This is a genomic window from Marinococcus sp. LNSP9103-4 (genome assembly GCF_056034345.1).
The window spans coordinates 61124-80722 of record NZ_JBQLIA010000012.1 but is presented as its reverse complement, the minus strand read 5'-3'; the positions used below and the strand labels follow the sequence as shown (position 1 = coordinate 80722).

Annotated in this window: 13 protein-coding genes; 8 read left to right on the top strand and 5 right to left on the bottom strand. The window is 46.8% G+C overall.

The annotated features are described in order from the left end of the window. Nucleotides 1-189 precede the first annotated feature (189 nt). The 4 genes from ACTRXG_RS10035 (at nt 190) to ACTRXG_RS10020 (ending at nt 6436) form a co-directional block, all read left to right on the top strand. On the top strand, nt 190-738 hold the full coding sequence (locus ACTRXG_RS10035; protein ID WP_474263707.1) for an LPXTG cell wall anchor domain-containing protein: 549 nt from the start codon (nt 190-192) through the stop codon (nt 736-738). Between the two features lie 117 nt (nt 739-855). Beyond that, nucleotides 856-1791, top strand: a complete 936-nt coding sequence (locus tag ACTRXG_RS10030) for an NADP-dependent oxidoreductase (protein WP_474278729.1) — start codon at nt 856-858, stop codon at nt 1789-1791. Between the two features lie 172 nt (nt 1792-1963). Further along, nucleotides 1964-4768 (top strand): bifunctional diguanylate cyclase/phosphodiesterase, encoded by a 2805-nt coding sequence (locus ACTRXG_RS10025; protein ID WP_474284817.1) that lies wholly within the window; start codon nt 1964-1966, stop codon nt 4766-4768. Nucleotides 4769-4795: 27 nt separating this feature from the next. After that, a complete protein-coding gene (locus tag ACTRXG_RS10020; RefSeq protein WP_474284816.1) occupies nt 4796-6436 on the top strand; it encodes a thiamine pyrophosphate-binding protein in 1641 nt (546 codons plus the stop codon). A gap of 33 nt (nt 6437-6469) precedes the next feature. On the opposite strand, the gene ACTRXG_RS10015 is transcribed toward ACTRXG_RS10020, so the two are convergent. Further along, nucleotides 6470-7543, bottom strand: a complete 1074-nt coding sequence (locus tag ACTRXG_RS10015; protein ID WP_474263699.1) for an FUSC family protein — start codon at nt 7541-7543, stop codon at nt 6470-6472. A 123-nt stretch (nt 7544-7666) separates the two neighbouring features. Then, nucleotides 7667-9103, bottom strand: a complete 1437-nt coding sequence (locus ACTRXG_RS10010; protein ID WP_474284815.1) for a carbon starvation CstA family protein — start codon at nt 9101-9103, stop codon at nt 7667-7669. A 244-nt stretch (nt 9104-9347) separates the two neighbouring features. Between ACTRXG_RS10010 and ACTRXG_RS10005 the strand changes: the two genes are divergently transcribed. The 4 genes from ACTRXG_RS10005 (at nt 9348) to ACTRXG_RS09990 (ending at nt 15036) form a co-directional block, all read left to right on the top strand. After that, nucleotides 9348-10073, top strand: coding sequence for a FadR/GntR family transcriptional regulator (locus tag ACTRXG_RS10005; RefSeq protein WP_474284814.1), 726 nt, complete (start codon nt 9348-9350; stop codon nt 10071-10073). 120 nt (nt 10074-10193) lie between these two features. After that, the gene (locus tag ACTRXG_RS10000; protein ID WP_474284813.1) at nt 10194-11795 is read left to right on the top strand and encodes a flotillin family protein; all 1602 of its coding nucleotides are present in this window, start codon (nt 10194-10196) and stop codon (nt 11793-11795) included. A 128-nt stretch (nt 11796-11923) separates the two neighbouring features. Continuing rightward, complete coding sequence (locus tag ACTRXG_RS09995) at nt 11924-12376, top strand: MarR family winged helix-turn-helix transcriptional regulator (RefSeq protein WP_474263693.1); 453 nt, start codon at nt 11924-11926, stop codon at nt 12374-12376. Then, nucleotides 12373-15036: an MMPL family transporter gene (locus ACTRXG_RS09990; RefSeq protein WP_474263691.1), complete on the top strand. Its 2664-nt coding sequence runs from the start codon at nt 12373-12375 to the stop codon at nt 15034-15036. Before ACTRXG_RS09995 ends, ACTRXG_RS09990 begins: the two co-directional genes overlap by 4 nt. A 42-nt stretch (nt 15037-15078) precedes the next feature. On the opposite strand, the gene ACTRXG_RS09985 is transcribed toward ACTRXG_RS09990, so the two are convergent. From ACTRXG_RS09985 to ACTRXG_RS09975, 3 genes are all read right to left on the bottom strand, one after another. Then, a complete protein-coding gene (locus ACTRXG_RS09985; RefSeq protein WP_474284812.1) occupies nt 15079-15498 on the bottom strand; it encodes a GNAT family N-acetyltransferase in 420 nt (139 codons plus the stop codon). 65 nt (nt 15499-15563) lie between these two features. Then, entirely contained in the window at nt 15564-17840 is a 2277-nt protein-coding gene (gene metE, locus ACTRXG_RS09980) for a 5-methyltetrahydropteroyltriglutamate--homocysteine S-methyltransferase (RefSeq protein ID WP_474284811.1), read from the bottom strand. Nucleotides 17841-18030: 190 nt separating this feature from the next. Continuing rightward, nucleotides 18031-19503: an MDR family MFS transporter gene (locus tag ACTRXG_RS09975; protein ID WP_474263685.1), complete on the bottom strand. Its 1473-nt coding sequence runs from the start codon at nt 19501-19503 to the stop codon at nt 18031-18033. Between the last annotated feature and the right edge of the window lie 96 nt (nt 19504-19599).

Genomic DNA, 19599 nt, shown 5'->3' with positions numbered 1-19599 from the left:
TGGATGATATTGTCGATGATTTCCAATATTTAAATCCATGACCAACATTTGTTTTCAAAACTGCAACATTAGAGTTATATGTAAATTAAATTTACATATAATACAAAAAAAGCATTGTTATTTTATAAATTATTGCCTAAGATAATAGTAGGGGAATAGGTATATGTACTTAAACAAGGAGGAATTTGTGTGTCGAAAAAATGGTTGGTGAGTCTGTTCAGCGCAGGAGTAATTTCATTGGGCATCACTGCACCCGTATCAGCAGACGATGAAAACTGTTCGGATTTTAGTGACGGGGAAGAAGTTTTGGCCTTTTGGGAAGAAAATAATTACGGGCCGAATGATGATCCACATAACTTAGACGCAGACAACGATAACTTGCCATGTGAAAATTTGACGGAAGGCATGGAAAGTGAATTTGACGCTGCAGTCTCCAATAACGATGAAACAACGGAAACAGCAGATGACAGTTCCTCCGCTGACTCGTCAGAAGATACGACTTCTACTACTGAAGAAGAATCCTCTTCCTCCGACGAAGGCACTACAGAAGAAACGACTACTGAAGAAGAGGCTGCTTCCACAGAAGCTTCTGATGAAAATATGACTGAAGAATCTGCAGAAGAAGGCGGCGAAATGCCGGAAACAGCTACAAATCAGCCAGCCTGGGCTTTAGCGGGAACAGCAGTAGCCGGACTGGGAGCACTTTTACTTGTACGCAGACGGGTATCGTCCCACTAATAAATATTCACATATCCTGTTCCCTGACCGCTGCGCTCTTAGATGCAGCGGTCATTTTATTACGTGTTTCATTTAAAGGAGTAAAAGGTATGAGGAATGTAGGAGAGGAGGCTCATAATGAAAGCAATTGTCATTGAACAATACGGAAGTGCTGATCAACTTGTGGAAAAAGAAATGGAAACGCAAACACCCGGGGACAGACAGGTGCTCGTGGATGTGTATGCCACCTCCATCAACCCAATTGACTGGAAGCTGCGGGAAGGATACATGAAAGATGATATCCCTTTCGAGTTTCCTATCATTTTAGGGTGGGACGTAGCAGGTGTCGTCCGCACAGCAGGGAAAGATGTCACTGCCTTCGGACCAGGCGACAGAGTGTTTGCGCGGCCAAAATTAACGGAACGCGGTACTTATGCAGAACAGACATTAGTGGATGAAGATCTATTAGTAGCCATTCCTGAGCCTATGTCCTATGAAGAGGCAGCCGGGATTCCGCTTGCCGGAATGACCGCCCAGCAGTGTCTGCTCGAATTTGGAGAAATCAAAGAAGGCAGTAAAGTGCTTATTCAGGGCGGTTCCGGCGGTGTCGGCCATTTTGCGATACAGGTGGCTAAAGACATGGGAGCCTATGTAGCAGCCACAGCAAGCGGCAAAAACCAGGAGTTTTTAAAGCAGATGGGTGCGGATGTGGCGATCAATTATGAAGAAGAAAATGTAGTGGACATACTTTCGGACTACGATATGGTATTAGATACAGTGGGAGAAAGTGTCCATGAGGAAAGCTTCCGCGTGCTCCGCACCGGGGGCAGATTTGCTTCGGTTGCTGCCCCGCCTTCCCAAGAAAAAGCTGAAGAAGCCGGTATTACTGCCGGGTTTGTATGGCTGCAGGAAGAAGGCGCAAAGCTCCGGCGCTTAACATCGCTGTATAATAAGGGTGCTTTGCGTGTGGAAATTAACAGTAAGCATAAATTTTCAGAAAAAGGTCTGCGGGCAGCACATAGAGAGAGCGAAGAAGGGCGTGCCCGTGGTAAAATAGTTATTAAGGTCCGCTAGAGATTTAATGAGGCGCTTCTGTATCCTGCGGGAAACAGGGTGTCCTCTACATAACAGGGGGATAGCAGAGAAAAAATAGGACTTTAATAAAGAAAAAATTTTCCTGCTATTGAAATATTAGTTCATAATATAGATAAGAGCTTAGGAATCATCGACAGACAGGGGCGATTCGATGTCAAACGGACAACACAATCGTTATACGCGTCTTGCTAGGATTACACGACTGATCAATGCCAATTTAGACATTAAAACACTTCTTGAACACGTCGTAACAGCTATATCAGAAGAAATTATCCAATGCGATGCGGTTGGTATTTATCTCCCGGAAGACAGGGAGCGTTACAGAGGCTACGTCAGCAAGCCGGAAGTGCTGAGTGGGATGACTATAGACCAGCACGTCGTTGATCCACAGGTGGATCATCTGGCCCGTGAGGTGATCGAGTCACGGCAGTCCATTTATATTGCTGATACGTCTAAAGACGACAGGCCCGATGCCAGAACAATTGATTTCTTTCAGATCCGATCGGTGCTTACAGTTCCAATTTCCCACGGGGACGAATTATTCGGACTCGTATATTTGTTTGACTACGGGGTACCGATGAATTTAACAGAATCTGAAATTGAAACAGTGGAAGCCTATGTCCACATGGCTGCTGTTGCTATTCGAAACAGCCAGGCGATGCATAACATTGAGGAGCTTTTGCATGAAAAGCAGACCCTTATCGAGGTGATGGAGCAGCTTGCCCATTCACAGACGTCCGATTCGGCGATTGATGTCTGCTTTAGTCATATCGGCGACGAACTAAACAATCATAATGTGAGTCTTCATATTATTGATCCTGTTTCCAAAGAAACAGTCATGCCTTCAAAGCTCAGCCGCAAAAGCGATTTTGAACAGAGTGAGTGGTTAAGCATTCATGAGCGGATGCAGATGGACCAGACAAACGACAAGCTGTTTCAGCAGGTCGTTCAAACAAAGCAGCCGTTGTTTGTTGAGGATGTTGCACGAGAAAACAGAATATTTCAGGAAATTTGTGATGTGTTTAATATTAAGAGTATTTTCATGGTGCCGATGATTTCTGTTGGCCGCGTTCTCGGCGTAATTGTAGTCGCCCATCTCGGCGAACAGCCGGCCGGGTATACAAAAGCTCAGCAGCGCCGGGTGGAATCCATCGTTAATGCTACTGCGCCTGTACTGATCCATTTATACAATCTTGAAAGCCAGGAAAGCATCATTGCGCGCAGGACCGAAGAAATACAAAGCAAAAACGAAGAGCTCCAGCGGCTGATTTTGGAGATGCGCAAAATCAATACGGAAAAAGAGCTGATCATGAATACGGTGGATGAAGGTATTATCGGCTTTTCGCTGGAAGGCACCGTTATGTTTTCCAATGAAGCAGCTGAACATATGCTTGAAACGGACACCCAGCTATTTCACAGCATCCAGTCCTACGATGAAATTCTTGAGCATATAGAAAATGAGGAAGGCGCTCTTTCCGATATTTTTGCCTCTTACCTGGCGTCTGATTCCATGCAGCCAGTGAGCGGGGAAGCGTATATGAGCCATCCTGAAAAAGGACTCGTAACGCTTGAATATACTCTCTCGAGCCAGATTGAAGAAGGTATAGTAGTGGGATATGTATTAACAGTCAGAGACGTTACAGTCCGGAAAGAAATGGAGCAGCGTATTGAATACTACGCTTACTATGATGGAACCACCGGCCTTCCGAACCGGATGCTTGTCCATGACCGTCTGAGTCAGACACTCCGGGAAGCCAAAGAGCATGATCAGGAAATGGCTGTATTATTTCTCGACCTGGACCGTTTTAAACAAATCAATGACCGCTTCGGCCATGCCGGAGGAGACGAATTACTAACGGAAGTTGCTTACCGCCTGCAGGAAATGGTGAGCGGTGCAGCGACAGTGGCCCGCCAGGGAGGAGATGAATTTATTTTAATCCTTCCGCGGCTTGATAATATGGCGCAGGCTACAACGACCGCAGAACAGATTCTGCGCGTATTCCGCAACCCGTTTTATCTTGAAGGGGAAGAAGTGTATGTAAAACCAAGTATCGGTATCAGCTTCTTCCCGCTGGACGGCCACCTGGCAGACGACTTGATCCAGAATGCCAACTCGGCTATGCATAAAGCGAAAGAAATGAACGGCAATACGTACCGGGCGTTTTCGTCCGAGCAGATGGGGCCGGACATGAAAAAAATCCGACTTGAAAATGATTTATACCGGGCGCTCGAAAACAATGAACTTGAACTGTTTTACCAGCCGCAGGTGAGTTTGAGTAAAAACCTGGCTACAGGAGTGGAAGCACTTGTACGTTGGAACCACCCGATTCACGGAAAAATATCTCCTTCAGAATTTATTCCTATGGCTGAAGATACCGGTTTAATCACGTCGATCGGTGAATGGATTTTGGAAGAGGCCTGCTCTCAGGCGAAAAGCTGGCAGGAGCAGGGGCTTTGCAGTCTGCGTGTAGCGGTAAACATTTCCGCGCAGCAGTTTCAAAGGGAATGCCTGGTGGATAACGTAAAAGAAGTACTAGCCAGAACGGGACTTGCACCCGAATTTTTAGAAATTGAGATTACGGAAAACACACTGCTGTTGAATACTGAAGAGACGGTCACAACCATGAAAAGGCTGAAAAACATTGGTGTCCGTATTTCAATTGATGATTTTGGCACGGGCTACTGTTCGCTGCAGTATCTCAGAGAATTTCCGATTGATACACTGAAAATTGATAAAGTATTCATTGATGATATTGAAACAGAAAACAGCTCCGCCCCTATTACAACTACAATTATTGCTCTTGCTCACAGTCTGAACCTTCACGTGATCGCCGAAGGGGTGGAAACGCTTGAACAACAGAAATTTTTGCAGGCAAATAAATGTGATTTAGTTCAAGGTTTCCTGTATAGTAAACCAATACAGGCAAGTAAAATTCCTGAATTTTGTAATAAATAGTAAAAATTAGTGGGGGGATAAAACAGAATGAAAGCAGCTCAGTGGATAATTGATTATTTGCGGCAGGATGGACTGGACTATGTATTTGGTATTCCGGCGGGATCGGTGAACGCTCTTTTTGATAAAATGTATGAGCATGACGATATTACGCCGGTTATTACAAAGCATGAAGGGGCGGCCGGATATATGGCTTCCGCCTACGCGAAGCGTTCGGAAAAGCTTGGGGTGTGTATAGCAAGCAGCGGGCCAGGGGCGACGAATCTTCTCTCCGGGGCAGCAAATGCAATGAGAGAGCAGACTCCCGTACTTTTTATTACCGGCTCTGTACCGACATCGACCGTTGGCTTGAACGCTTCACAGGAGCTCGATGTTGTCCCGATGTTTACTCCGGTGACCAAATACAGCCGGCGGGTGGAAAGTATTCACGAAGTGCGTGAAGTGTTTAAAGAAGCGGTATGTAAAGCATTCGCCGGCATACCAGGGCCAGTGCACGTAGCGATCCCGATCAATATTCAATTATCCATGCTCGAAGGGAGCACTGAACTGCTCGAATACCCGGAGAAGCGCCGGCTGTCTCCGGTGGAAAGCAATGTATCGGAAACCACCCGGGTACTTTCCAGTAACCGTCAGGGAATCATTTTCCTTGGCCAGGGAGCAAAGGATGCCCTGCCTGATGTTATGAATCTCGTGGATTACCTGGACTGGCCGGTCGTTACTACGCCGCAGGCTAAAGGGCTTGTACCATCCAATCATCCGAACGCATATGGTGTTTACGGGTTTGCCGGACATGAAACAGCTACGGAGGTAATGGAAGACAGCGATAATTCCATTATATTCGTTATCGGCTCCAGTCTCGGAGAAACGGCTACGAACAACTGGAATCCGGCTTTGGCTGCTGAGCGCTTTGTGATCCAGCTCGACCACGATCCAACGGTATTCGACCGCAAATATAAGGTGGATATTTCCCTGCTCGGAGATGTGCGCACGACGATTGGGGAAATTAACAGGCGTCTTCGCCTTCCGGAAGCAGGGAAAGCCGGGCGTCAGCGGACAGGCGTTCAGAAAAAATCAGTAAACGAAAAATATGAAACCCAGAACGTGCTTCAGCAGCTCCACTCCCATATGCCAGAGGATACGCTTTTTACAGTGGATATTGGAGAGTTTATGAGCTATGTGATTCACTACATGGAAGTAAAAAAACCGGATACGTATGACATCAACGTTCATTTTGGTGCCATGGGTTCGGGAATTTCCAATGCGCTTGGAGCAAAGCTTGCCGAACCACATCGTCCTGTTACAAGTATTACGGGAGATGGATGCTTTTTTATGCATGGCATGGAGGTGCTGACGGCTAAAGAATATCAGCTGCCTATTCTTTTTATCGTTATGAATAATGCAAGGCTCGGGATGGTGTATCACGGACACCGGCTTCAATATGGAAGAATGCACGACCGTTTTGAACAATCGATGGTGCCGGTTGCAGCTATCGCCGAACAGATGGGAGTAAAATACGCTACGGTCCGTTCCATGGATGATATTACTCCCGGGCTTTACGAAAGTCTCTGTTCAGATAATTGCCCGGCTGTGCTGGAAATCCAGCTTGTTGATGAACAGACGCCTCCAATGGGGGACAGAGTGAAATTTTTATCCTCCTTCAGTAAATCCTGAAAAGAAACAATGATAAATGAAGCGCCCCGTGCCTTAAGAAGGCCGGGGCGCTTGCTGTTGCTCGGACTGTTCGGGAAAATGAAGTTCTTCAAGCTCTTCGAGGACATCATGAATAGATAGGAGGGCGAAGATAATAATAACGTCGGTAGAAAAATGATGGTGATATTTTTTTATGTTCGGCCGTGATGCGTGCTGGCGTTTTTTCCAAAAGCACCGGTCCAGACGTTCAATGAGCCGGAACTGTTCATCAGATATGCGTTCCCCGAAGTGATGAATCGTTTGTGACATCGCCGGAATAATGTCGCCAATCAGTTGGACTTCTTCTTTCGTAAACGTGCCGTCATCTGTTTCGAAATTAAATAAACGATTAATATGATAGCTTATGCGCTCTAAAAAATGGAGCTGGCGCTGCTCCCGTGTGAACCTTCTTGCCTCTGTATCCTTTTTCTTATGATATTTCCATTCTTCCTGCTGGTAATAAGAAAGCTGGATTGCCCGCTCCAGGTCACTTTCCAGCTGATGGTATTTTTCCATTACCTGTGCAGAAGGAGACCGGCCGTTCATTACTTCCTCGAGCCGCATCTCAAAAATTTCAGCGGTCTCCACGAACATTTTACGATTCTGCTCTGCGAGCAAAGAAGAAAATTTTGGAGGCAGAATCGTTAAATTAATTACTGTAGAAATCGCAAGGCCGATAAACGTTGTGCCGACACGTTCTACAAAAGTTAAAAAATAATGATCGCTCGCTGTGGGGATCATTGCTACTGCGGTAATCGTTGCGACGAGCATCCCGTCCCGAAGCCGCAGCATATTACAGAAATAAAGTGTCAGCACAGAAGCAATCATATACGTTACCGGGGTTGGTCCGAATAAATAAACGGTAATCATTGCCAGAGCTGCCCCAATGACGGTGGCAGGAAGCCGCTGGGCGCCTTTACGTATAGAAGCAGCAGCTGTCGGTTCAAGGGTTACAATGGCTGTAATAACGGCAAAAGCCTGCGGGAGATCGAAAATGCCACATATATAGGCAGTGAGCAGAACGGCTATACCGGTCTTGATCAGTCTGCCGCCGATCAGTCGCCGCTTAATTTTTCTCCAGTAGTGCATGGTAAGCCGCCTTCTTTATAAAAATTTCACGTCTGTATTCAGTTTAGCATGAACGTGCGGCGTTTTCATCAGCCTCTCCTTCAGTGAAAAAGACTGCCCGCAATAGCAGGCAGCCAAAAGCATTTATATAGATTTTTCGACCTGGTCGTATGCGGCCTGCCTTTTAACGGAGATCACTTTCCAGATGTACCATGCAAGCACGAACACTGTCAGTATGGCCCCGATCGTCATAGAAAGGCCGTACGGAAGACCGAGTCCCTCCGGCGCGTAAAAAATGTAGGAACAGACGACGGCTGTCATAAACATCGCCGGTACGCCGCAAATGAAATGGTTTTTGCCAGCGTAAAGCAGGTACATGCAGCCGGTCCATAGCATCACGGTAGCGACGAGCTGATTGGTCCATCCTACATATCTCCACAAGAATGAGTAATCGATCATAGATAAAAACAGGGCTGGGATAACAACTGGAATAACGGTGAGAATTAAAAGCGGCTTTCCTTTTAGGGAAACAGCGTTTGCCACTAGCTCTGCAAGCATCATTCTTGAAGAACGAAGAGCAGTGTCGCCTGTCGTAATAGGAAGCAAAATAACGCCAAGAACAGCAAGTACCCCGCCCAGTGTACCAAGAAGGCTCGTAGAAATTTCGTTGACAGCGCCTGCAGGGCCTCCGGCCGCTATGGCTGCCTGAAGCCCGCCGGTGCCTCCAAAGAAGGCCATGCCGGCTGCTGCCCATATAAGGGTGATGATACCTTCGGCAATCATGGCCCCGTAAAACACCCTGCGTCCTTCTGATTCTTTTTTCAGTGTGCGGGCGATAATTGGGCTTTGGGTGCTGTGAAAACCGGAAATAGCCCCGCACGAAATTGTTACCATCACCATCGGCCATACCGGGAGTTCATCGGGGTGAAGATTGGCAAGCGTAACGTTTGGAATCGTTACATCTGAAAATACCAGCGCACCGGCAATACTGACCGCCATAAAAATAAGCACTGCGCCGAAAAGAGGATATATCTTTCCAATGACCCGTTGAATCGGAAGCAGGGCAGCCAGTAAAAAATATGCAAAAATAGCAAAAATGGCGGTAAGAAAGCTTAGCGGTGTGAGGCTTGCAATCAATTCAGCCGGTCCCGCGATAAAGGCGGCGGCTACAAGGATCATCAAACAAATGCTGACGATATTGATGAAGCTCTGCATCGGACGCCCGAGATATTTGCCTACAAGTCCCGGAAACTGGGCACCATTATGACGGAGAGAAAGCATCCCGGAAAAATAGTCGTGTACGGCGCCGGCGAAAATGGTGCCGAGTACGATCCAGAAAAATACGATAGGCCCGTACAGTGCTCCGAGCAGCGCCCCGAAAATTGGCCCGAGACCAGCAATATTCAACAGCTGGATAAGGCTGCCGCGCCACCAGCTGAGAGGAGAGTAGTCGATATGCCCCTCGTTACGGTAAGCAGGCGTTTTGTTGCGGTCATTGATGCCGAACGTTTTCTCCACAAAGGATCCGTAAACGATGTAGCCGGCAATTAACAGGATAATAGCGATAAAGAAAGATAACATAAAACGTTCCACCTTTGCTGCAAAGTACTAGAGAAAACCATTGTTATAAATTCTAACCTGTTCCTTCCAAAATGACAATCGTCTACGTGGAAAAAACAAAACTTTTTTCACATAGTAATGAATATATAAAATTAAGCAAAGTCCACTCATGTGATGACCTTATCTATAATAGATGCAAAACGTAGTATGTGCACTCTATGGGTGGTACAATAGCGGTAAATAGTGAACGGAAGGAAGAGCGGCGATGACCATGGATCGTATTGAAACGAAAAAAATAGCCGAAGTAATCCGGGAAAAAATCGAGGACATGATCAAGCGTGGCGAAGTAAAACCTGGAGAGAAGCTGGACTCTGTCGTCGCTCTCTCGGAAAAATTTGACGTCAGCCGTTCGGCCGTCCGGGAAGCATTAAGCGCTCTGCGTGCTGTGGGAATTGTAACCATAAGACAGGGTGAAGGAACATTTGTAAATCAGTATGACTTTTCCACTATCACAGAAATGATGAACAGCCGCACTCTCATCTCGAAACAGGAGATGAAGGAGCTGTTCGAAGTCCGGCATGTGCTTGAAAAGGGAGCTTCCGAGCTTGCGGCAGTCCGGCGGTCGGAGGAGGATCTCGTGCAGATGCGTACTGCTCTGGAGCAAATGACGCAGGCAGCAGGCGGGACCGATGATCTCGGGGAACAGGCAGATGTCCGTTTCCACCTTGCGATCGTCGAAGCTTCCGGAAATACGTTATTAAAACAGATGATGGGCCGCCTCTCCGACACGATGCAGAAAACGATGTATGAAACGAGAAAAGCATGGCTCTTTTCGGAAAAACGTTCCTTCCGGCGACTCCTTGACGAACACCAGCGGATTTATACCGCGATAAACGAGCAGGATCCAGAAGCAGCTGCAGAAGCAATGAGCGCTCATTTAACGAATGTAGAAAAGGTCCTTTCCAAAGGTATTGAACATATGAACGACTGAAACGTCCGGCTCCGGGCGTTTTTTCGTGAGCTAAAAATATGAATTTCCTGTTATTTGAAACGCGCTGGTGACACTATTCGGTATATTAGAGTGCAAAATTATAATTTAAGGAGGAATAACATGGAAGCACTTATTGGAGGAGGCCTGTTCATAGGGCTGGGCGCAGTAATTTTTATTGCTTTAATTATTGGTTACATATGGTTTAAACGAAGCTATAAAGCAGCCAAATCAAACGAAGCGATGATTATTACCGGCAAACAGCTCGGAGGTGGAGAGAATGTTTTTACTGACGAAGAGAATGGGAGACGGCTGAAGGTAGTCCGCGGCGGCGGGGTATTTATTAAACCGCTTGTTCAGGTAGCAGAACGCGTAGATATGACGACTTCACAGCTCATGGTAAAGACCCCGGCGGTTTATACCTCTCAGGGCGTGCCAGTCGTGGCTGACGCGGTTGCTATGGTTAGAATAGGAAGCGGGCTCAGTCAGATTGCCAATTTCGCGGAGCAGTTTCTTGGTAAAACCCGGGAGGAAAGAGACGGAGAAATTGTGGAGGTGCTCGAAGGCCACCTCCGTTCTGCTCTTTCATCGTTAACGGTGGAAGAAATTTATCAGGACCGTGAAGCGTTTAACCGTAAGCTGCAGGAGGTGGCGGATAAAGATTTAAGCAGAATGGGATTTGAAATCACGTCCTTTGCATTAAAAGATATTCGTGATGACAATGGTTATCTCGAGGCCCTGGGCCGTCCAAGAATAGCTGAAGCGAAGAAAAATGCAGACATTGCAGAATCCACTTCAGAAAGAGAAACGCGTATTCACCAGGCTCAAATGGATAAAGAAGCAGAAGAATCTGAACTCCAGCGCCGTACTGAAATTGCTTCCGCCAAAAAAGATAACCAGATTAAAGAAGCAGAGTATAAACGCGAAAATGAAGCTGCTACAGCAAAGGCAGATCAGGCGTACGAATTGGAAAAAAGCAAAGCCGACCGCCAGTTAAAAGATCAGGAGATGGATATCCGCGCTACTGAATTAAAGCGGCAGGCAGAGCTGGATGAAATTGAAATCAAGCGTAAAGAAAATCAGTACGAAGCAGATGTAGAACGCAAAGCGGATGCTGAGCGTTATGCTTCGAACCAGCGGGCCGATGCGGAAAAGTATCGCGTGATCGCTGAAGCGGAATCTCATGCAGAATCAGAAAGACGCCGCGGGGAAGCAGAAGCAGAAGTCATCCGGAACCGGGGCCTTGCTGAAGCAAATGCGAAAGAGCAAATGGCGGTTGCAATGGCAAAATACGGGGATGCAGCCAAGCTTGAAATGATTATTAATATGCTGCCAGCCTTCGCAAGAGAAGTATCGGCTCCTTTAAATAATATTGACAGCGTAAAAGTGATTGATACGGGAGGAGGCAAGGGTGAAAGTGGTGTGACAGGATTCGCTGGAAGCATCACCAATAATATGGCTATGCTTCAGGATACATTAAAAGAAGCTACTGGCATTGATGTTAAAGAACTCCTTGAAAGCTATGCCGGGGCAGATACGCACAAAGAGTCCACCACCCCGTTCGCTCCCTCCTCTCAGCCAGTCGAAAAAAATCCCGAACCGGAGGAGAGGTTACAAAAACCGGAAATGAATGAAGAGAGCAATCCAGCAGAAAGTTGGCCAGAGCAGGAGTCGGAAAGCGAAGATAAGTCTGAGAGTATGGTAGAGGAAGAAGATAACAAATAAAATATTTAGAAGCTGAGTCCTGGAGGAATTATTGAAATTCTCCCAGGACCTTTCAACTTTCCAGCCTTTAATACTTGACGAATAAAAGTTCAGGGGGTAAACTACTATATAGTTCAGGGGGTGTACTAATGAAGGATCAAAAAATGGAAGAAGCGGTGGAGCTGTTTGCCGAGGTAATGATTCTCGGTAGAAATCGTATAACTAATGAAATACCTGATAATTTATTAAATCAAATTTCTCCGGAGCAGGTGGAACTGCTTGATTTTTTAATGAAATACGGAGCGATGACGTCGACAGAAATACAAAACAGAATGCTTGTCGGAAAGAGCGCATTGTCCAACCGTCTGAAAAAAATGGAAAACAACGGCTATGTGAAATTTGTACCCAGCAGTGAGGACCAGCGGGTGAAGTACGTAGAAATTACTGATGAAGGAAAAAAATCTCATGAGCGGCATACGCGTCTTGTAAATGAATATGTGTCCGATCTGCTTCAAGACATAAACGAAGAGGAAGTGGAGCAGTTTATCCAGACTTTTCATAAAATACGGAGCATACTACAAAAAGGTGGACAGCAAAGATGAAAACAATACTACAGTTTCGCTGGTGGATAGCTTCATTAATACTTATTTTTACCGTAGTGCTTACGGTTGTCTCTCCTAGTCTATCCAATTTGGCAGCCGACAAAGAGACGCTGCAAATACCGGAGGAAGAAACGTCCTCCCAGGCTCAGGAAATACTCGATGACAACGGTGAGGGCGGTAACACCATCAGCGCGGTAATTCAAACAGAAGATCAGGTGGATGAAGAGGAACAGGACAATATTCAATCGCTGATTACTTCCATCGAAGATGAAAACATTGAAGGGATTTCCGGGATTACAAATCCATTTGAGAGTGAAGAAACAGAGGAACAGCTTGTTGCCTCTGACGAAAATGTCGTCGTCATTCCGGTCTCCATAGAAGGAGACAATGATACGGCGGTTAATGCCGCTGAAGAGATTCGGGATCTCAACGAAGCTTCGGACCTGGAAATGTATGTCACTGGAGAATCGCTTTTAAACCAGCAGGTAAATGAAGCGAGCCAGGAAGGACTGGAACGTACGGAAGTGATTACCGTAGTGTTAATTCTTGCACTGTTGTTTGTCGTTTTCCGTGCGGTTATTACTCCCTTCGTGCCGCTTGTGGCGGTCGGCCTTACGTATCTGATCAGCCAGTCGATTATCGCTTATTTAGTAGACTGGTTTAATTTTCCGGTGTCAAACTATACTCAGATTTTCCTTGTCGCAGTGCTGTTTGGGATCGGTACAGATTACTGTATACTTCTTTTGAGCAGATACCGTGAGGAGCTGGCTGCAGGCCTTGATTACAAAAAAGCGATCATACGGACGTACAAAACAGCCGGTAAAACGATGGTTTACAGTGCCCTCGCCGTGCTTGTCGGCTTTACGGCGATAGGCTTCGCCAACTTCTCCGTCTTTCAGTCCGGCGTCGGGGTGGCGGTCGGCATTGTCGTATTAACGGGCATTCTTTGGACGATTCTGCCGTTCTTTATGCTGACATTAAAAAGGGCTTTGTTTTGGCCATCGAAGCTTCATAACGGCCATGCTGACAGTAAAATATGGAAATGGCTGAGCCGTGTTTCGGTATTCCGTCCGCTGCTTGCCATTCTCCTGGTCGCTGTCGTCACAGTACCGCTATTATTAACATTCGATAACTCGCGGTCTTACGATACGATTGATGAAATAGACCAGGACACGGAAGAAGTTACCGGTCTTAACCTAATTGAGGAAGGTCTCGGCTCCGGGCAGGCACTTCCAATGCAGATTGTCATTGAATCAGATGAATCGGTTATGGAGCCGGGTACACTGGCGCATGTAGAGGACTTGAGCCGCTCTGTTGCCAATTTAGATGAAGTAGAGGCGGTACGCAGCGCTACGCGGCCTGCCGGAGACGTTATTGACGATTTTTATATAAACAATCAGCTCGAAGATGTAAGCACGGGTATTAGTGATGCCCGTGACGGGATTGAAGAAACCGAAAGCGGACTGCAGGAGGTCGAAGATGGTCTGGGCTCCATTCAGGATCAGCTTGGAAACAGTGACACGGAAAACTCCTCTCTGCAGGAAGCCGCTGACGGTCTCGGAGAGGTTAACACGGCGCTCGAGCAGGTAAGCTCTCAGCTGGCAAATGCTTCTTCCCCGCAGGAAGCAGCAGCAGCTTCGGAACAGCTGACCGGGATCAGTCAGCAGATTACAGAAATTCAAAGCGGTCTCGAAGAAGGGCAGCAGGAGCTTGATCAGCAGACAGAAGAGCTGGCACAGCTCTCTGAAACGCTCGGTGAACTTGAAAACGGAGTGGCCGATTCCCGCGATGGGCTGACTGAAATCAGTGACGGCCTCGAAAGCGCGGAAACCTTTACCGGAGACGTGTCTGAAGCAAATTATGTTGAAGGCACCGGCGTCTACCTTCCTGAGGATACCATTGAGAATGAAGATTTCCAGGACGGCGCATCCAATTATGTATTCGACAATGAAAATGGCATGACCATTGAAGTTGGATTGAACGCAGACCCTTATTCCAAAAAAGCAATCCAAAGTGCAGAAGAAGTTAAAGAGGTTGTAGAAATGAACACGCAGGGCACGCCGCTTGAAGACACGACGATCGAATACGGAGGCGTACCGAGCGTGAACAGCGATCTGCAGTCGGTCAGCTCCAGTGATTTTGACCGGACCGTATTAATCGTTCTTATCGGCATTTTTGCGATACTGATTATTCTGCTCCGTAATATTATCCAGCCGCTGTACATTATCGGCGGGCTTGTACTCGCGTATTTTACAGCAATGGCTGTGACAGAATTGATTTTTGTAAACGGGCTTGGATATCCGGGTATCGCCTGGCCGGTACCATTCTTCGGATTTGTTATGCTTGTAGCACTCGGGGTGGATTATTCCATCTTCCTGTTAAGCAGGTATAATGAAGAAGCAAAAGCCGGCGTGCGTACAGGCATGCAGACGGCGATGATTAAAATGGGGACGGTAATTATTACAGCAGCGATCATTTTGTCAGGAACGTTTGCAGCAATGCTTCCGTCAGGAGTGCTTACGCTTCTGGAAGTAGCTACGGTCGTCATTACCGGACTTCTGCTTTTTGGACTGATTGTACTGCCGTTGTTAATACCAGCATTGATCAGCTTCAATTCGGAAGAAAAGAATCCAAAGAAAAAACAAAAGCAGCAGCGATAAAAAGAAACTTTGCCTTTTACGGGGCAGAGTTTCTCTTTTGCGCTATAAAGTGTGACGGAAAACGTAGCTCGATGCTTGATAATCAAGCCGTTCATAAAAACGATGGGCGTCAGTGCGCTGCAGGCCGGAGGCTAGAATCACTTCTGTGTATCCGTGTTTTTCTGCATGCTGATGAACGGCACGGAGCAGAGTTTCGCCATGACCTTTGGATCTCGCACTCTCTGAAGTCACAAGCTCATGAACCCATGCGTGTTTACCCCAGGCGAGGCTTTCCAAAAGCTCAATTCCGGCTACTGAGACAACCACCCCTTCTTCTTTTAAAGCAATCAGCTGGTAGGAGGGGTGACGGGAGAGGTAATCGTTGAAGGCTTCCCAGCTGAGAGAAGGGCGCAGGGATTTGATAACTTCATATGCTTTTTTGTAATCGGATCGTTTATTTAAAAATGCAGTAGTAACAGTCATAAATGAGATATCCTTTCCGTACGAAAATAAGGCCCGGAAGGCCGGGCCTTATTTCGTAGTGTTAATTATGCGTGCTGCTCTAAGTTTTTTCTGGCTTCTTCCGCAGCCCGGACCATATTTTTAAGGGCTTCAATCGTTTCCGGCACGTCACGTGTTTTGAGTCCGCAGTCTGGGTTAACCCAGAACAGGTTGCTCGGAAGCACGCGCAGGGCCCGGTCGATCATTTGAGTCATTTCTTGAACATCTGGGACACGCGGGCTGTGAATATCATAGACGCCAAGGCCGATGCCTTTGTCATAAACAGCTGTTTCAAACGTTTCAATAAGCTCCCCGTGGCTTCGGGAGGTCTCAATTGAAATAACGTCGGCGTCCAGCGCGCGAATCGATTCAATCATATCCTGAAATTCACTGTAGCACATGTGCGTGTGAATCTGGGTAGTATCTTTAACAGAAGAAGTGGAAAGGCGGAAGGCGTGGACGGTCCATTCCAGGTATTCATCCCATTCTGCTCTCTTTAGAGGCAGGCCTTCACGAATGGCGGGCTCGTCCACCTGGATCATCTCAATACCTTCGTTTTCGAGCGCAAGCACTTCATCGTTAAGTGCCCGGGCGATCTGGAAGGCTACTTCTTTTTTCGGAATGTCATTACGTTCAAAGCTCCAGTTCAAAATTGTTACCGGACCGGTAAGCATTCCTTTCATCGGTTTTTCGGTTAGCGTCTGTGCATATTTGGTTTCCTTTACGGTCATCGGCTCTTTGAACTCCACATTTCCGTAAATAACCGGTGGTTTGACGCAGCGGGAACCGTAGGACTGCACCCAGCCGTTGGAAGTGAATGCAAATCCGCCCAGTTTTTCTCCGAAGAATTCTACCATATCGGTGCGTTCAAACTCTCCGTGCACGAGAACATCGAGTCCGATTTCTTCCTGGATATCGACCCATTCCTGCATTTTATTTTGAATGTACGTTTCATATTCTTCTGCGGAAATTTCACCTTTCCTCACCCGCCGGCGTTCCACGCGGACTTCACGTGTCTGCGGGAAGCTTCCGATTGTCGTGGTCGGAAGCTTTGGCAGCTGAAACTTTTCCTGCTGAAGTGGACTTCTTTTCTCGAACGAAAGCGGGCGGGAGGAAGGAATGTCTGCTGCAGCGTTACCGGCCGCTTCCTCTCGCCACGGAGCGTTTTTAACACGATCAAGCTGGGCAGAGTTTTGCTCGAGCTCTGCCTTCGTGTCCTCTCCATTTAGTGTGCGTGTTATGAGGTCGATTTCTTCAAGCTTTTGGTCAGCAAAAGAAAGTGCATCAAGCAAAAGCGGATCAAGCTGCGTTTCGTGTTTGGTTGTAACCGGTGTATGCAGAAGGCTGCAGGACGGCTGAATTTCAATATTTTCACTACCTGTTTCTGCCTGAATATTTTTGGCAAAAGCGACAGTGGCATCAACGTCTGCTTTCCAGATGTTGCGTCCGTCAATAACACCCGCACCCAGTATTTTGTCTGAAGGGAAGCCGTGGTTTTGCACATTCGCCCAGTTGCCATCCCTGCCATGAACAAAGTCAAGACCGAGCCCTGCAATTGGAAGAGAGATAATGTCTTTATAATGAGAAACGCTGTCGAAATACGTTTGCACAAACAGATCCAGTTCAGGTACGTCGCGGTTGAATAATTCATACGCCTTCCGGATTAACGGAATATCTGTTTCCGGAAAGGACTGTACAAAAGCCGGTTCATCAATTTGAACACTTTTTGCTCCTGCATCCTGCAGCTGTTGGAGCACCTTTTGATACAATGGCAGAAGATCGTTGAACAGCTGTTCAAACTGATGCTCTTCGTAGCCTTTGGAAAGCTTCAGGAAAGTATATGGGCCGATTAGGTATGGACGCCCTTCAATACCTAATTCAGCTACCGCTTCCTGATAGGCTTTTAGTGGATAGTTATCTACCAGTCGGGGCTTTGCGTTTTGAAGCTCCGGCACGATGTAGTGATAGTTGGTATTAAACCATTTTGTCATTTCGCTCGCCGGCGATGCCTTCGTGCCCCGGGCTACAGCGAAATATGTAGATAGGGAGGAGTAGCCTTCGGAAGCGTCAAAGCGCTCTGGCACAAGCCCAAACATCACGGACGTATCGAGCACGTGATCGTACAAAGAGAAATCGCCGACAGGGATGGAGTCTACGCCGCGTTTCTTTTGCTTTTTCAAGAATTCCAATCGGAGTTCTCGGATTTGTTGTTGAAAAGAACCCTCGTCAAGCTTTCCTTTCCAGTAGGATTCCAATGCTTTTTTCCATTCGCGTTTTTCACCTAACCGTGGGTAGCCCAGGTTGCTGCTGGTCCATGTCGTCATTAAATTATTTACTCCCTTCCAGTAGTTATCGAATGACCTCCTAATCTTTTCGTTAGAGGTATTCATGTAGCCAAACTATATCTTTTTCTGCGTTAAAGTGTCAAGGTATTTCACAGAATATTTTCACGGTTAATAAAGTAAAAAGCACCCCCAGGCAAGGCTGAGAGTGCTTTTGCTGAAAATAACGATCTTACGCTTTGCTTTCCCTCGTGCTGCTTTTGCTTCCGCGTATATCGCGTTTTTCCATTGTATCCGGTCTGGTGTTTTTAAGAAAGAATGAAAGCACCAGACCTACAATAGCAGCGATTAAAGCTACAAAGAAAGCCACATTGATACCGTGGATCAAGGCTTCGGTCTGACTTGACACTTCTCCCGCCTGTGCCGCTCCTGAAGCGCTCTGCGACATGACGGTAATCAGAACAGCTGTGCCAATCGAGCCTGCTACCTGACGAAGCGTATTCGTCATCGCCGTTCCGTGAGCAATTAATGAATTAGGAAGCTGGTTTAGTCCGGCAGTCGTCATTGGCATCATAACCATGGCGACACCTAACATACGGAGCGCAAACATAGCTGTTAAAAAGGCGATAGAGGAGTTTTCTGTTAAAAACATATAAGGAATGGTGCCGACCGTTAACAGAGAAAGCCCGGTAATCGCGAGACCCCTTCCACCGACTTTGTCGAAAATTCTTCCGGTAATAGGGCTCATCATTCCCATTAAAAGAGCGCCCGGTAAAAGCATCAGCCCGGAGTCCAGGGCGGAAAAGCCACGTGCGTTTTGAACATAAAGCGGAATAAGGGTCTGGGAGCCAACCATAGAAACAAAACAGGCCATGGCAACAACGACAGTCAACGTAAAGATAGGATTTTTTAAGACCCGGAACTCGAGTATTGGTCTTTCCACATGAAGCTGTCTCCATATAAACAGGAACAGGGCAACAGCGCCTACGGCAAGGGTAGTTAATACAGTGGAGCTTCCCCAGCCGCTGTTTCCGGCAGCGCTGAATCCATACAATAAGCCTCCGAATCCGGCTGTTGACAGCATAATAGATAATAAGTCGAGCTTTGGATGTTTAAGCTCGGTTACATTTTTCAGCAAAAAGTAAGCTAAAATAATGTCTACAATAGCGATCGGGAGAATAATGTAAAATAACGTATTCCAGGAATACGAATCCACAACCCAGCCGGAAAGGGTAGGACCAAATGCTGGAGCAAAAGCGATAGCTAGTCCGGCGAGGCCCATGGCCTGACCGCGTTGGGAAATAGGAAACATGGTCATAATGGACGTCTGCATTAATGGAATCATTATACCGGCGCCAACGCCCTGAATAACCCGGCCGGCCATGAGCAGTCCAAAAGTTGGAGACAAGGCTGCAAACAGTGTCCCAAGTGCAAAGGAACACATAGCAAATAAAAACAGTCCCCGTGTGGTGAATTTTTCAATAAGAAAGGCGGTAATCGGAATCATAATCCCGTTAACGAGCATAAAAACGGTCGTTACCCACTGGGCTGTATTGGCGCTCACGTTCAAATCAGCCATAATGCTCGGAATGGCCACAGCAAGCAGGGTCTGGTTTAAAATAGCGATAAACGCTCCGGTAAGAAATACCGCGATGATTAAATTTCTTGTTTTCGCAGGTATTTGTGTAGCTGCTTCTTCAGGCATGAAAAGCCCTCCTTCGATGTAATACATTTCACGATTATCAATTATTATAAAACGAGTTAGTTTTTAAAGTACTTATTAGTTTTCATCAGCATATAA

Coding starts and splice junctions, on each gene's coding strand:
- ACTRXG_RS10030 (WP_474278729.1), top strand. CDS start 856: ATGAAAGCAATTGTCATTGAACAATACGGAAGTGCTGATCAACTTGTG.
- ACTRXG_RS10025 (WP_474284817.1), top strand. CDS start 1,964: ATGTCAAACGGACAACACAATCGTTATACGCGTCTTGCTAGGATTACA.
- ACTRXG_RS10020 (WP_474284816.1), top strand. CDS start 4,796: ATGAAAGCAGCTCAGTGGATAATTGATTATTTGCGGCAGGATGGACTG.
- ACTRXG_RS10015 (WP_474263699.1), bottom strand. CDS start 7,543: ATGCACTACTGGAGAAAAATTAAGCGGCGACTGATCGGCGGCAGACTG.
- ACTRXG_RS10010 (WP_474284815.1), bottom strand. CDS start 9,103: ATGTTATCTTTCTTTATCGCTATTATCCTGTTAATTGCCGGCTACATC.
- ACTRXG_RS10005 (WP_474284814.1), top strand. CDS start 9,348: ATGACCATGGATCGTATTGAAACGAAAAAAATAGCCGAAGTAATCCGG.
- ACTRXG_RS10000 (WP_474284813.1), top strand. CDS start 10,194: ATGGAAGCACTTATTGGAGGAGGCCTGTTCATAGGGCTGGGCGCAGTA.
- ACTRXG_RS09995 (WP_474263693.1), top strand. CDS start 11,924: ATGAAGGATCAAAAAATGGAAGAAGCGGTGGAGCTGTTTGCCGAGGTA.
- ACTRXG_RS09990 (WP_474263691.1), top strand. CDS start 12,373: ATGAAAACAATACTACAGTTTCGCTGGTGGATAGCTTCATTAATACTT.
- ACTRXG_RS09985 (WP_474284812.1), bottom strand. CDS start 15,498: ATGACTGTTACTACTGCATTTTTAAATAAACGATCCGATTACAAAAAA.
- metE (WP_474284811.1), bottom strand. CDS start 17,840: ATGACGACATGGACCAGCAGCAACCTGGGCTACCCACGGTTAGGTGAA.
- ACTRXG_RS09975 (WP_474263685.1), bottom strand. CDS start 19,503: ATGCCTGAAGAAGCAGCTACACAAATACCTGCGAAAACAAGAAATTTA.